The organism is Peteryoungia aggregata LMG 23059 (genome assembly GCF_030814435.1).
In the GTDB taxonomy this organism is placed as follows: domain Bacteria; phylum Pseudomonadota; class Alphaproteobacteria; order Rhizobiales; family Rhizobiaceae; genus Allorhizobium; species Allorhizobium aggregatum.
In genome coordinates, this window is sequence record NZ_JAUSUW010000008.1 from 61,352 (window position 1) to 74,882 (window position 13,531).

Genomic DNA, 13,531 nt, shown 5'->3' on the forward strand with positions numbered 1-13,531 from the left:
AGACACCCGCCACGTCATCCTCGGCCTTGTGCCGAGGATCTACCAATGTCGAATACAATCAAAGCCTTGCAGATGCTCGGGACAAGCCCGAGCATGACGACCAAAGGGCCAACGACGCTCAATCCTGCAACTGATACCCGTTCCGCTCCGGAAACGGCCAATCCGCAAGCAAGGCCATATCCGGCCGGTAGATTTCCACCTTCAACGGATAACACTTCGCCACATCGCTCGAATGGCTGGCGCTGCAATCCCCGCCCGGGCAGGCCGAAAGCGCGCCCAAGAGATCGATCTCCGCGAACATCTCCAGGAAATCACCGGGGCGAACCGGGCTAGCCTTCATGAAATACTGCTGCGTATCGCGGGTGAAACCGGTGCACATGAAGACGTTCAAGACGTCATGCACATGCGGCTCGGCCACCTTGATGTCGGATCCGGTATGATGCGCCAGCGCCCGGCAGAGGTTGGAATGGCAGCAGTGATGATAGTCGCCGCCTGATAGCAGCCGGTTGGTATAGGGATCGCAGCGGGTGCCGATGACATCATGCACGCCGCCACCGAATTCGTCGAAGCCGTACCAGCCGAGTGTATCATGGCTGATGGTCGCCATGGGTCTGAGCGACGGCAAGTTGCTCCAGAGGCGGTTGCCGGTGGTGACATGGGTGGCATGCAGCGCTCGCGTCTTACCAGAAAAGAAGCGCTCGGAAAGATCGTTGGCATTCCAGAGGTTGAGGTCCCCGACCTGCGGCCCCTCGATGCTGACAATGCGGAAGAAATGTCCCTTGGGAACCTCGAAGGTATTGCCCTCGCGCGGCGGCACGATCACCTCGCCGACCTTCTCCATCACCGCCCGTGCCCGCTCCAGGATGCCCATGTCGGGTGCTTTCAACGACTCGACCGGATAGCAGACGACGGGTTTTACAGCCCGGCGGGCAGCCGCATCGGCGGGAACGGGGATGTTTGCGTTGAAGGGGGACATGGGAGGCTCCGGAACGGCATCAGGATGAAGCCCACAACGTGCCCCAGGGCCAGTCTTATGACAACAGCCTCCCTTCTTGCCCCATGAGCAAGTCTGGCTTAGTCATGAATGGATGAAACTGCCACCGCTCCCGACACTCCGCGCCTTCGAGGCCGCCGCCCGCCGCGAAAGCTTCCTGCAGGCCGCAACCGAACTCGGCATGACGGCAGCGGCCGTCAGCCAGCATGTGAAGGCGCTGGAGGAGTGGCTGGGCCTTGCCCTCTTCGAACGTCGGCCGCGTGGCGTGCGCCTCACCGCCGACGGACGCGAACTCGGCGCCGCTTGCTCGGAAGGCCTCGGCCACATCGCCCGCGCCGTCGAGCGGCTGTCTTCGAGAAAGACGGTCGTCCGGGCGAGCCTTGCCTGCATGCCCTCGGTCGTCACCCACTGGCTCGGCCCCCGCCTGCCCCGTTTCCGCGCAGCACATCCCGATATCCAGGTGTCGATCGTCTATCCGCTCGGCGCACTGACCCCGGATGAAGCCGGCGCAGACCTGCTGATCGGACACGGCACCCGCCCGCCGGGTCGGGCGGACCGCATCCTGGATGCCGCCACCCGGCCCACCTGTGCGCCCGCCTATCTGGAGCGGCACGGGCCGATCACCACGCCCGCCGACCTCCTGAAACAGGACCTGTTGCACGACGCAACCGAGGCCGCCTGGCAATCCTGGCTGGCGGCACGCGGGATCGAGGGCCCGACACCGGCAGGACCGCTCTATGCCGATTTCAACCTGCTCGTCAGTTCGGTCCTCTCGGGCCTCGGCATCGGCCTCTGCCCCACAGCCCTGATCACCGACCACCTGGAAACAGGCACGCTGACCGTGCTGTTCGATGAAGCTGCGGACGAGGACAAGGCCTATTGGCTGCTGTCAGGCACGAACCTGTCCGACCCAGCCGCGATCTTGCGGGACTGGTTGCTGCAAGAGGCCGCAAGCTCGGCTTCCAGCGCCTGATACTCGACGCAGGCTTTCTCATACTCGGCTCGGAATGCCGGGTTTTTCATGAGCTTCTTTTTCAAGGCCACAAGCTTTGCCATTCTGCACCTCAGTTGATCTCGCCCACGCAAACTCCAGCGCCCCAACGGGGTTTTCTGCATTTGTTGACCAAAACAAAAAGCACACCTAAGCGATGTCAAACGGAGTGCGCACCAGGCTATGGACAGTCTCACCCTTAAGCAGAAAGAGCTTCAAGCGCTCTGTCAAGGATACCCGTGTTAACCGCAGAGTTGGGGCGATTGTAATCAATAAACGCCTTGAGATCACCGACAGTAATGTCGCCTATGATCAATCTTGGCTGACCATCCGAAAATGTCCCATAATTCCGCATGTCAAAAAGAGAATTGACGAGATCGGCATCCGCCTGGTCGGAGTTGACGTTGCCGTCCTTGTCGTAAATGACGCCATCCTTGATCGTGCCGCCGGTCGCCTGCTCATACAGACTGATATCTGACGGCAAAAGCCAGTCAGCGGGATTAACGACACCGCTCGAAAGAGCCGCCGCTAGAGCCGGGCTTGCCATTCCTGCCGTTGTCAGAATGCGGCTCAGCGGGGCACCATGCGTGTTCAAGGCATTGGCGGAGAGCGTCATGTTGAGATTCTGATGTGCAGTGCTTCCGGAGACCCCTGGAACAGCGGCATTCGGCGCATCCGTGCCTGTGATATCTTGCCAAGCCTCGCCAGCCTCTTTGGACAAGGCTGAATACTGCGACGGGATTGGCATGTTGTATCGGTTGGAAATTTCCATGACTGACCTCGACCTCCAAGTGGCTTCAACCAGCAGCGCTATCGCTCAACACTTGCGCGAGACTGTCAAATCAAACAACCTATCGGATGGATTTAGAGCTCACCACGTCGGCTTGTGATACTTGTGCCAGTGCTCGGCAATCTCGATCCGCTTGGGCACCCAGACCTTCTCATGAGCAGTCACATAATCGATAAACCGCGCCAGCGCCGCAGCCCTTCCCGGTCGCCCGACGAGGCGGCAGTGCAAACCGACGGACATCATCTTCGGGCTGCCGTTTTTCCCCTCCTCATAGAGCACATCGAAGGCGTCCTTGAGATAGGTGAAGAACTGGTCGCCGGAGTTGAAGCCCTGCGGCGTGGCAAAGCGCATGTCGTTGGTCTCGAGCGTATAGGGGATGATCAGGAAAGGTTTGCCGTGGAGATCCGGCACCCAGAACGGCAGGTCGTCGGAATAATTGTCGGAGGAATATAGGAAACCGCCCTCCTCCATCACGAGGCGCAGCGTGTTCATGGATGGCTTGCCCTGATACATGCCGAGTGGGTGCGAGCCGGTCAGTTCCTTGTGCAGCCGCACGGCCTCTTGAATGTGCTGACGCTCGACCTCTTCGGGAAAATCCTTGTATTCGAGCCAGCGATAGCCATGGCTGGCGATTTCCCAGTCCGCTTCCTTCATCGCGGCAACGGCCTCGGGATTGCGCGCCATGGCAAGCGTCACGCCATAGACGGTGACCGGCACCTTGCGCTCGGTGAACATCCGCCAGAGCCGCCAAAAGCCGGCGCGCGAGCCGTATTCGTAGATCGATTCCATGTTGAGGTTGCGCTGGCCGGGCCAAGGCTGGGCACCGACGATTTCCGACAGCAGGTTCTCCGAGGCCGGGTCGCCATCGAGAATGTTGCTCTCGCCGCCCTCCTCGTAGTTCACCACGAACTGCACCGCGATCCGCGCATCCCCGGGCCATTTCGGATCGGGAATGTCACGGCCATAGCCTATGAGGTCGCGGGGATAGGGGGCAGTCGTCATAGGTTCACCTCTCGTGTTTTGACGCGAGGCTATTGTCGGCGACCGCACCTGTCGAGATGGAAAAAGCGGAATTTGCTGCAGCGCAAACAGGTCAGGCAATCTTCCGGCTGGAAACCCGCCCCAGCGGATGCAGCGAATGCACGGTAAACGGTGCACCCCGCTCAGCTTCGACAAACAGCGCGAGATTGGTCACCACGACAGGCTCGGCGAGAGCAGGATCAAAATGGGCTTTCAACCCCTGCTCAATCCGCGGAAAATCCCGCGCCAGAAGCGGCCCGGTCAGCGTCATGTGAAAGCGAAACTCGTCCATCACATAAGGATGTCCCCAGCGGCTGAGATTGCTGAACTGCGGCGCCGAAAGCCGCTCGGGATTGCGCCGCTCGATCTCGGTTTCGGACAGCGGCGCCCGAAAGCCGTCAAAAGCCTGAACGACCGAGGCCGCGAGGTAGTCCACAGAGGGACACGGGCGTTCGAGAATCAGACCGTAGACATCCCCGATGCGGCCGACGGTCAGGCCGTCGAGCGCCACCGGCTCCATGCGCCCGGAGAAATGCATGAGTTCGCGCAGCAGCGACGCTTCCGTCGATCCGTCGCTCAAGCGAAAGGGCGCCTTGAACGTCGCGTGAAAACCGAACCGTCGCGGCAGAGCCGTATGGAAGGCAATCTCATGCACGCCGAGCCCCTTGAGGCCCGGATGTTCAGCCGCTTCGCCGGAAAAGACGTTTCGCCCCAGCCAGCTCGCAGCAGCAAGTGCCAGCGGATCGCCGGAGGGTGGTGTAAAACAGATGGCATAGCGCATGTCGAGCACCTCGCACTGGCTCGCTCCGGCACTTTAGCGGATGCCGTTTCAACCCTGTGGATAGGTGATTTGCATGACAGTATCACGAAACGGGCGGCGTCATTTGCCGCGAGCCCACAATATAAAACCCCGCAAATTCAGGGTATTTCGGTAAATTCCTCATCATCTGCACGACGAGCAGCCACCGAAATGTGATGGGCGAGCGAGAAGCTGTGAGGCAGCGGCAATGCTGCGCCTCCAACCGAATCGAGGACAGCATCGGCGAGCAGATGGGCAATGCCGAAACTGACCTTGAAGCCCCCTGTCAGCGCGTGGATATGCGAATGCCCCGGATGCGGACCAACCATCGGGTCGCGATCGACCGCCTTGGGTCGCAGACCCGCCCAGCGCTCGACAACCTCGGCCTCTTGCAGCATCGGCGCCAGCCGCCGCGCCCCGGAGATCAAGGTGTCGAGTTGGGCATCCGTCGAGAAGGCTTGGTCGAAACTGTTCTCGCTCGTGCTGCCGATCGCGACATGACCGCCGTCATGCGGCACGACATAGAGACCGTCGAGGTAGAGGAGCGGCAACTCGGCGACAAGATCGACCCTCAGCAGCGCCGCCTGCCCTTTCACGCCTCGGCCCAATGGCTTGGCAAGTGCAGGCCCGAGCGTTTCGAGGAGAGGGAACGACGAGACACCCGCCGCAACAAGCAGATCGCCGAAACCGAGCGTTACACCATCCGCCAGCCGGATCTGCCTTGCATCGGCATCGATGGCGGTCACGGTGGTCCCCTCGAACATTCGCACCCGCCCGGCACGCTCCAGCCTCGCCCGGATCGCAGCCGTAAATCCGCGCGGTGAGACACGTCCCGCAAAGCCGTCATGGACGAGCCCTGCCTCGCAGAATTCCTTCGCCGGCCAGTCGGCAAACGGGCTTTCGTCGATCACCGACCAATCGAAGATACGCCCTTGCTGGCACCAGTTGGTTTCGGCCTCAAGTGAATGACGCTCGGCGATCGCCCGCAGATGCGCCTTGGGCAGCGGGATGAGCCGCCCGCAACGCCGATAGCCGGCGGACAGACCTGTCTCGGCCTCCAGCGTGGTGATCTCGGCCTCCAGCGACAGAAGCCCATCGAACTGCAGCTGCTTCTTCTCGTTCCATCGATCCGGCATATGCGCCATCAGCGCGCCGAGCAGGCCACCGCTCGCGCCGCTCCCGGTTCTCTCTGCCTCGATCAGGATGGTATCGATACCCCGGCGCTCGGCTTTCAGCGCCGCCCAGAGGCCCATGATGCCACCACCGACGATGACGAGGTCTGCCCGCAATTGACCTGACATCACTGTCGATTTATCGGACATGGCCATGACCCATTCAAACTATCCACCGGGGACCGGCGACACCCAGGCACCGCTTACCTGGCATGACGGCGATATGCCCTTTTCCACCGCCTTTGGCGATCATTTTTATTGCCAGACCGACGGCCGGCTGGAATGCGGCCATGTCTTCCTCGCCGGCAATGGCCTGCCGGATCGCTGGCGGCAGGCAGAGACCTTCACCATCGGCGAACTCGGCTTCGGCACCGGCCTCAATGCCTGTGAGACGTGGCGGCAGTGGAAGGAACACCGCCGCCCCGGCACCCGTCTCGACTTCGTCTCCTTTGAACTTTTCCCGATGCAGGCCGAGGAGATCGACCGCGCGCTGTCCCGCTGGCCGGAGATTGAAGCCGAACGCCGGTCACTGGTTGCCCGCTGGCCGGCGGCACCAAACGGCATCGTCGATATCGACCTCGACGACCAGACCCGTTTACGCGTGGTCTGCGGCGATGCGCTCGAAAGCCTGGAAGCGATCGACCTGACATTCGACGCCTGGTTCCTCGACGGTTTCGCCCCCTCGCGCAACAGTGCCATGTGGTCGGCAGAACTGATGCAGCGGGTCTACGACAAGACACGCGAAGGCGGCAGCTTCGCCACCTATGCCGCAGCCGGCTTCGTGCGCCGCAATCTCATTGCCTCGGGCTTTGACGTGGAGCGACGTCCGGGCTTTGCCGGAAAGCGGGAAATGCTCTGCGGTGTCAGGCGCCGCGCCTGATCAACGCTCCACACGGGCCGTGGCCGCGACGCGCTTGCCGCCCCATTGCTCGATCTTGCGCAGGAGCAGCTCCGGCGAGATCGGCTTCGACAGGTAATCGTCCATCCCGGCAGCAAGGCAGGCTTCCCGGTCGCTGTCGAGTGCGTGCGCCGTGACGCCGATGATGGGTATATGTCGCCCCGTCCCCTGCTCGCCCTTGCGGATCGCGCCGGTCGCCTGGTGCCCGTTCATCACCGGCATGGAAACATCCATCAGGATCAGGTCAGGCGGCTCACTCTGCCAGGCTGCGACCGCCTCTTCGCCATTGTCGACGATTCGGTAGGCGATGCCGCTGCCGGTGAGGATCTGCCGGAAAACGATCTGGTTGACCGGATTGTCTTCCGCAATCAGCACCTTGAGACCACCTTCGTCAGTGAAGCTGGAAGGCGTGTCCGGAACGGCTGCCGCGACCTGCGTCGCCATGGCCGGAAGCGGAGCCGGCGAAGCCAAAGGCCATGAGCGGGCCGAATTGACGCCCTGCACCCGCGCCGTGCGCACCACGTCGATGATTGCGCCGCGCAGAACGTTCGCACGCGCCGGCTTCATCAGGTGCGCCTGCACCCTGAGGGTCTCGAACAGTCTGTCGTCGCCGACCATGTCCATGGAGGTGAGGAAGACGAGCGCGATGTCATCGAAACGCCTGTCAGCCCGGATGGCCCGTGCCACGTCGACACCATTCATGTCGGGCATCTGGTAGTCGATGACCACGACATCGATCGCCAGCTGCTCCCGATGTGCTTCGGCGAGAATTTCAAGGCCGGTGTCCCCATCCGCGACCGCCAGTCCGTCAAAGCCCCACATCGCCAACTGCTCGGTAATGATCCGGCGATTGACCGCATTGTCGTCGATGACGAGGACCCGGGCATCCTTGACCGTCGCCGGCAAGTCCTTCTGGCGGCGGCGTTCAGCAACGATCGTGAGCGGCAGCTCGACGGTGAAGATCGACCCTTGTCCAACCTCCGACGAGACGTGCAGCTTGCCACCGAAGAGCCTGACAAGGCCCGCAGTGATGGCGAGCCCGAGGCCGGTACCCTCGTGCCGCCGCGTCGACGACGTGTCGACCTGCGAGAACTTCTCGAAGATCTTTGCCTGCATGTCGGGCGCAATGCCGATGCCCGTGTCCTCGATACGAAGCTTCAGGACGGCCTGCCCTGCTGTCTCGTTTTCGGTCGACACCGCGACATGAACATGCCCCTTCTCGGTGAACTTGATCGCATTGCCGAGCAGGTTGGTGACGATCTGCCGGAAGCGCCCGGGATCGCCCAGGAAGGTGTGTTCCACGGATTGATCACCGGAGACCAAAAGTTCGATATCCTTCTCTGCGGCGGCGGCCGAGAGAAGGGTCGCGACGTCCTCGATCGCCTCAACCGGATCGAACGGAGATTTCCGCAACCGCAACTGCCCGGCATCGATCTTCGAGAAATCGAGGACATCGTTGATGATCGTCAGAAGCGCGTTGCCCGACTTGACCATGATGTCGACGAAAGTCTTCTGGCGGCTGTCCAGTTCCGATTTCGACAACAGTTCCGCCATGCCGAGAACACCATTCATCGGCGTGCGGATCTCGTGGCTCATATTGGCGAGGAAGTCGGACTTCGCCTTGTCGGCCGCTTCGGCACGGGCAAGCAGGACTTCCAGTTCCGCCTCGCGCGCCTTGAGTTCCGTGACATCCGTGAGCACGACGACGCAACTGCCGTCGCCGCCGAATGTGGCTTCAAGCTTGACCCAGGTCCTTCCGCCCGCGAGGAAGGTGGTCGAGACGCCGGTCGACCGCTGAAGCGCGCCTTCCCACTGGTCGAGAAGCGTGGTGGCTTCGTCGCCGAAATCGCCGCGCTCGGCACAGAAATTGAACAGCGACCGCCAGCTCTCGCCGGGAAGCACCAGCCCTTCCGGCACATCGAGTATCCGGCCGAAGGACGGATTGACTTCAGCGATGCGTCCCTGCTCGATCATCAGCAGGCCCTGCGACATCATCCGCATGGACTCCTGCAGAAAACGGCCCAGCCGTTCCAGCTGCTGCTGTGCCTCGCCGATTTCCCGCTCCCGCTTCCGCATTTCGGTGAGATCGGAATAGGTCAGCAGGATCTTGCGATCCTGCAGTCGCGTGATCGTGGCGAGCACCAACTTGCCGTCAGCATAGTCCAGTTCGGTGACACGCGAACCTTCGAGCGCGTCAAATTGGGCGATGCGCTGGCGATACCCCTCCTCGAAATCGACGCCGGGCCAGCTCCAGCCGCGCTTGTGATTTTCCAGGCAATAGTGCCGGAACTGCACGCCGGTAAGCGGAAGCTCGGCCGGCCACTCCCAGATCTCGCGGCACTTCTCGTTGGCGAATTCCACGGTGTAGGCACGGTCGAGGATCACAACGCCAACAGGCATGACCTGCAACATCGCCACCATGTCGCTATAGAGCGCTTCGCTGCGGGCCTGTGCGGCGAGCAAGGCCTCCTGCCCCCTCTTGATCACCGAAACGTCGTTGACGGAGCCGACGAGATAGTGCTTGCGCTCAGCGGTCGTGATCCGGTTGAGACGCGTGATGACCGGGATCACCTCCCCATGGCGCGTCACCGTGTCGACATCCCTGTCGATGCGCACACCCTGTTCGAGGATCCGGATGTTCTCCTCCTTCATCCGTCCGCCGGTGTCGGGCCACATTTCCTCTTCGGTCATCCCGTAAATGTCTTCGCGGCGCTGGCCGTGAAGCTCTTCATAGGCGGCATTGACGTAGATGAGCCGACGATTGATGTCGCGGATGAACACAGGCACCGGCATCTGTTCGAGCGTTGCTCGATAGAGCAGCGTCTCCTCCTCCCGGTGCACCATCTCAGTGACATCAGAGAAGGTCACGAGAATGCGCCCGCCGGCAAGCTTGCGGCTTCCAGCCGACAAGGCGCGACCGGACGGCGTCTTGGCATCGATCAGCGGGCCCTCGTCAAGTGTCACCATCTGCTCGATGCGAAAATCGACACGGGCCCGGATTTCCGCATCGGTGAGATGCGGCAGCATGCGGCGCGCAACACGGTCGAGGAATGTCGAATAGGGCATGCCGATAAGATCGACCGGTTCATTAAACTCGCACATGTCGAGAAAAGCGGCATTGGCATACTCGATATCAAGCCCGGGGCCGATGAGAAGAATGCCGACCGGCAAGGAAAGCAGCAGCGTCTCGAAATAGGCACGCTGGCTGTCGGCCTCGCGTCGAGCCGCTGCAAGTCTCTCTTCGCTCTGTCGCAACTGTGAAAGATCGGTAAGCGAGCCGACGATGTAGGCGGCCCCATCCGGGGCCTTGATGCTTGCAGTCCGCGATAGGATATGGATGCGTCCACCATCCGGGCGGACGAGAATTTCATGGTCTTCATCCGTCACACCGGTGGCGAGGATCTTGGTGTTCTTCGCCAGATATTCCGCCCCTGCGACAGGAAAAATCTCGGTTTCCGTCTTGCCGATCAGTTCCGCCATGGGTTGGCCAACGATGGTGGCATAGGCGGCATTGGCGAAGACGAGCCGATGATCGGAATCACGCACATAGGTGGCAATCGGATACTGCTCCAGAACTGCCTGGAACACGTCCATCGACGGCATGACGGGTACCGGCGCAACATCCACAGCCGTCGCGCCGGCGACATGATGCTCTATGAAACCGAACAGGTAGATCCGGTCGTCATCGTCGAAGAAGCGCTCGATCCGCAGGATATGCACCGGCCCGCCCGGTTCCGGCCTCAGGCGCACCTCTTCTTCTTCGCCGAAGACGAGCACACGACGCTCACGGTCATCGCGATAGCCGTCCATGTCGTCGCCGAGGATGTCGCGATCGGCACGACCGATGAAACTCTCGACACTCAGATTGTGCAGCCGGGCGAAGGCATCGTTGACCACGACATAGCGCAGCTCGCTGTCCTTGACATACGAGGGCAGGTCAAGCGCGGCGATCTTCTCGCGAACTAGGTCGAGCAAGTCGCTTCCCCGGATCAATTCGGTTTCTCCCAACTCATATAAATGGCTTGGAATGGTAAACAGCCGGTAACCATCGCGAATCCGTCGGTCATCGTGGGACTGAAATCGGCGCCGGTCTTGCGCTTCCCGGAACCGGCCAATGTTCCAGATGAGCCGGTTTTCCGTCGCAAACGGCAATGCCTTTTGCAGCGCGAACCTGCGAGACTTCATGTCGAGATTGACACAATGGATCGACCATGAGCGACATGACCAGTACCGCCTTGTCCGAGACTGAAACCCAATCCGCAGGAGGCGAGCGCCGCAGGCGCACGGGCGGGCGCGGTGGTGATCGCAGCCGCGCCACCGGCTCGACAAAGTATCGCAACCTCGTGAACCAGCTGGCCAGGACCGAGCTGCTCGACCCGCAGGCGCTCGACGATATTCACGACGCCTCGCTGACCGTGTTGGAAGAAATCGGCATCGACGTCATGCTGCCGGAGGCCCGCGCCATCATGAAGGCGCATGGCGCGGAGGTCACCGAAGGCGCCGATCGCGTGCGCTTCGACCGTGGCCTGATCCTCGACATGATCGCGTCCGCCCCGTCGGAATTCACCATGCATGCCCGCAATCCCGAGCGGCATGTGAAGATCGGCGGCAACAACCTCGTCTTTGCCCAGATCGCCTCCGCACCCTTCGTCGCCGATCGCGAAGGAGGCCGCCGCGCCGGCAATCAGGAAGACTTCCGCAAGCTGGTCAAGCTCGCCCAGTGTTACGACGTCATCCACACGACAGGCGGCTATCCGGTCGAGCCTGTCGACATCCATGCCTCTGTGCGGCATCTCGACTGCCTCTCCGACATGGTGAAGCTGACCGACAAGGTCTTCCACTGCTACTCGCTTGGCAAGCAGCGCAATCTCGACGGCATCGAGATCGCCCGGATCGGGCGCGGCATCTCCATGGAGCAGATGGAAAGCGAGCCCTCGCTCTTCACCATCATCAACTCATCCTCGCCGCTGCGCCTCGACGGCCCCATGCTGCAGGGCATCATCGAGATGTCCTCGCGCGGCCAGGTCGTCGTCATGACGCCCTTCACATTGGCCGGCGCCATGGCGCCCGTCACCGTTGCCGGCGCCCTTGTCCTGCAGAATGCCGAAGCGCTCTGCGGCATCGCCTTCACTCAGATGGTCAAGCGCGGCGCGCCTGTCGTCTATGGCGGCTTCACCTCGAATGTCGACATGAAGACCGGCGCGCCGGCCTTCGGCACGCCCGAATACATGAAGGCGGTCATATCAGGCGGCCAGCTCGCCCGCCGCTACAAGCTGCCCTATCGCACCTCCAATACCAATGCCGCCAATACGCTCGACGCGCAGGCGGCCTATGAGAGCGCCTTCTCGCTCTGGGCGCTGACGCAAGGCGGCGGCAATTTCATCATGCATTCGGCCGGCTGGACCGAAGGCGGCCTCACCGCCTCGTTCGAAAAGTTCATCCTCGACGTCGACATGCTGCAGATGGTCGCCGAATTCCTCACCCCCCTCGATGTCAGCCAGGATGCGCTGGCACTGGATGCCGTCCGCGACGTCGGCCCCGGCGGCCACTTCTTCGGCACCGCCCACACGCTCGCCCGCTACGAGACGGCCTTCTATTCGCCGATCCTGTCGGACTGGCGCAATTTCGAGACCTGGACAGACGCCGGCCGCCCGACCACCTACGACCACGCCAACCGCGTCTTCAAGGAAAAGCTGGCGAGTTACGAACGCCCGCCGATCGATCCGGCCGTCGAGGAAGAGCTCGATGCCTTCGTTGCGAAACGCAAGGAAGAAGGCGGGGTTGCGACGGACTTCTGATCCATCAGGAAAGCTGCTTGAGATACGCCTGATAAGTCTGGTGGGGTGCCGGCTCGAAACGGTCAGGCATCACCTTCCAGTCCTCCACCCTGTCGAGCCTGAAATCGCGAAACCCCTGGCGCATCTCGCACCAGGCGGTCATCACCCAGATCGCCCCGAAGGCGGCCAGGCCAAGCGGCCAGACGACACGCTGGCTACGCTCGCCCGGCAGCGAGTGATAGGCGATCCAGACCTTGCGCTTGTTCGCGAGCGCCGAGCGCACTTCGCCCAGACAATCCGGCACCTCCGGCTGGGCCGATGAACGAAAGGCATAGATCGGCGCCGAGACCAGCCGTTCGGCATGCTCCTTCGGCAACATGCCGAGCATCTTGTCCTTGGCCTCCCGCGCCGCCTGGCCGAGCCTGGGATCCCCCAGCATTTCAACGGCCCGTAGCCCGAAGGCAAGCGCCTCCAGCTGTTCGAAGGTAAAGGTCAGCGGCGGAGCGTCGAATGCCTCGCGCAGCATATAGCCGACGCCGCGCTCCCCCTCGATCGGCGCACCTGAGGCGATCAGGTGATCCATGTCGCGATAGATCGTGCGCGGCGCGACCTCCATCTTCTCCGCGATCTCGGCCGCCGTCATGGCGCGGCCCGTCGCGCGCATCAGCTGGATGATCCGGAACAGGCGGTCGGCGGGGCGCATGCGGGCCTCCATGAAAGCTATGGCCATAAGCCTGTCAGTTGCGTCGTGTTAGGTCAAGCCGTCATCATCAACGGGAGACACCCATGACACCAGGCACCATCCTCGAACTCGCCGTCTGCACCGTCACCGACAGACCGGCTGCCGAAACCGCGCGCCGCGCCGCCATGGCTGCGGTCAAGGCCTATCCCGGCTTCGTCAGCTGGCGCGCCCTGACCGCCCTGGAGCAGGGCGACATGATCGCCGATCTCGTCGAATGGATCGACAAGGCGAGCGCAGATGCAGCTGCTGCGAGGGTCCAGGCAGACCCCGCCTTCGCCCCTTACATGGCGGCGATTTCAGGTGTTACCTTGATGCAGCATTTCGACACGCAAGGGACGCTCTGATCCA

Annotated in this window: 11 protein-coding genes; 4 read left to right on the top strand and 7 right to left on the bottom strand. The window is 62.1% G+C overall.

Features of this window, described 5'->3' with window-relative positions; all coding sequences use genetic code 11:
• Positions 1-118 precede the first annotated feature (118 nt).
• Positions 119-976, bottom strand: coding sequence for an urea carboxylase-associated family protein (locus tag J2045_RS14705; protein ID WP_307374037.1), 858 nt, complete (start codon positions 974-976; stop codon positions 119-121).
• 112 nt (positions 977-1,088) lie between these two features.
• Between J2045_RS14705 and J2045_RS14710 the strand changes: the two genes are divergently transcribed.
• Positions 1,089-1,967 carry a LysR substrate-binding domain-containing protein gene (locus J2045_RS14710; RefSeq protein ID WP_307374039.1) on the top strand — a complete coding sequence of 293 codons (879 nt, stop codon included), beginning with the start codon at positions 1,089-1,091 and terminating at the stop codon, positions 1,965-1,967.
• Between the two features lie 217 nt (positions 1,968-2,184).
• Here the strand turns inward: J2045_RS14710 and J2045_RS14715 are convergent, their stop codons facing one another.
• The 4 genes from J2045_RS14715 to J2045_RS14730 all read right to left on the bottom strand — a co-directional run bounded on the left by J2045_RS14715 (position 2,185) and on the right by J2045_RS14730 (position 5,922).
• Positions 2,185-2,757 (bottom strand): hypothetical protein, encoded by a 573-nt coding sequence (locus tag J2045_RS14715; RefSeq protein WP_307374043.1) that lies wholly within the window; start codon positions 2,755-2,757, stop codon positions 2,185-2,187.
• 99 nt (positions 2,758-2,856) lie between these two features.
• Positions 2,857-3,777, bottom strand: coding sequence for an allantoinase PuuE (puuE, locus tag J2045_RS14720; RefSeq protein ID WP_307374045.1), 921 nt, complete (start codon positions 3,775-3,777; stop codon positions 2,857-2,859).
• A gap of 91 nt (positions 3,778-3,868) precedes the next feature.
• Positions 3,869-4,576 carry a DUF1045 domain-containing protein gene (locus J2045_RS14725; RefSeq protein WP_166602186.1) on the bottom strand — a complete coding sequence of 236 codons (708 nt, stop codon included), beginning with the start codon at positions 4,574-4,576 and terminating at the stop codon, positions 3,869-3,871.
• 137 nt (positions 4,577-4,713) lie between these two features.
• Positions 4,714-5,922: an NAD(P)/FAD-dependent oxidoreductase gene (locus J2045_RS14730; protein WP_307374048.1), complete on the bottom strand. Its 1,209-nt coding sequence runs from the start codon at positions 5,920-5,922 to the stop codon at positions 4,714-4,716.
• On the opposite strand from J2045_RS14730, the gene mnmC2 reads away from it, so the two are divergent.
• Positions 5,921-6,646 carry a tRNA (5-methylaminomethyl-2-thiouridine)(34)-methyltransferase MnmC2 gene (mnmC2, locus tag J2045_RS14735; RefSeq protein ID WP_307374050.1) on the top strand — a complete coding sequence of 242 codons (726 nt, stop codon included), beginning with the start codon at positions 5,921-5,923 and terminating at the stop codon, positions 6,644-6,646. The two genes, J2045_RS14730 and mnmC2, sit on opposite strands and share 2 nt — an antisense overlap.
• Here the strand turns inward: mnmC2 and J2045_RS14740 are convergent, their stop codons facing one another.
• Complete coding sequence (locus tag J2045_RS14740) at positions 6,647-10,639, bottom strand: response regulator (protein ID WP_307374052.1); 3,993 nt, start codon at positions 10,637-10,639, stop codon at positions 6,647-6,649.
• A 236-nt stretch (positions 10,640-10,875) separates the two neighbouring features.
• Here J2045_RS14740 and J2045_RS14745 point away from each other — a divergent pair, with 236 nt between their 5' ends.
• Positions 10,876-12,462, top strand: coding sequence for a trimethylamine methyltransferase family protein (locus tag J2045_RS14745; protein ID WP_307374056.1), 1,587 nt, complete (start codon positions 10,876-10,878; stop codon positions 12,460-12,462).
• Positions 12,463-12,466: 4 nt separating this feature from the next.
• Here the strand turns inward: J2045_RS14745 and J2045_RS14750 are convergent, their stop codons facing one another.
• Complete coding sequence (locus tag J2045_RS14750; RefSeq protein WP_307374059.1) at positions 12,467-13,144, bottom strand: helix-turn-helix transcriptional regulator; 678 nt, start codon at positions 13,142-13,144, stop codon at positions 12,467-12,469.
• Between the two features lie 83 nt (positions 13,145-13,227).
• Here J2045_RS14750 and J2045_RS14755 point away from each other — a divergent pair, with 83 nt between their 5' ends.
• On the top strand, positions 13,228-13,527 hold the full coding sequence (locus J2045_RS14755; protein WP_307374060.1) for a hypothetical protein: 300 nt from the start codon (positions 13,228-13,230) through the stop codon (positions 13,525-13,527).
• Positions 13,528-13,531 lie beyond the last annotated feature (4 nt).

Excerpts from the sequence above, each read along its gene's own strand:
- J2045_RS14705 (WP_307374037.1), bottom strand. The coding sequence starts at position 976 with ATGTCCCCCTTCAACGCAAACATCCCCGTTCCCGCCGATGCGGCTGCC.
- J2045_RS14710 (WP_307374039.1), top strand. The coding sequence starts at position 1,089 with ATGAAACTGCCACCGCTCCCGACACTCCGCGCCTTCGAGGCCGCCGCC.
- J2045_RS14715 (WP_307374043.1), bottom strand. The coding sequence starts at position 2,757 with ATGGAAATTTCCAACCGATACAACATGCCAATCCCGTCGCAGTATTCA.
- puuE (WP_307374045.1), bottom strand. The coding sequence starts at position 3,777 with ATGACGACTGCCCCCTATCCCCGCGACCTCATAGGCTATGGCCGTGAC.
- J2045_RS14725 (WP_166602186.1), bottom strand. The coding sequence starts at position 4,576 with ATGCGCTATGCCATCTGTTTTACACCACCCTCCGGCGATCCGCTGGCA.
- mnmC2 (WP_307374050.1), top strand. The coding sequence starts at position 5,921 with ATGACCCATTCAAACTATCCACCGGGGACCGGCGACACCCAGGCACCG.
- J2045_RS14730 (WP_307374048.1), bottom strand. The coding sequence starts at position 5,922 with ATGGCCATGTCCGATAAATCGACAGTGATGTCAGGTCAATTGCGGGCA.
- J2045_RS14745 (WP_307374056.1), top strand. The coding sequence starts at position 10,876 with ATGAGCGACATGACCAGTACCGCCTTGTCCGAGACTGAAACCCAATCC.
- J2045_RS14750 (WP_307374059.1), bottom strand. The coding sequence starts at position 13,144 with ATGCGCCCCGCCGACCGCCTGTTCCGGATCATCCAGCTGATGCGCGCG.
- J2045_RS14755 (WP_307374060.1), top strand. The coding sequence starts at position 13,228 with ATGACACCAGGCACCATCCTCGAACTCGCCGTCTGCACCGTCACCGAC.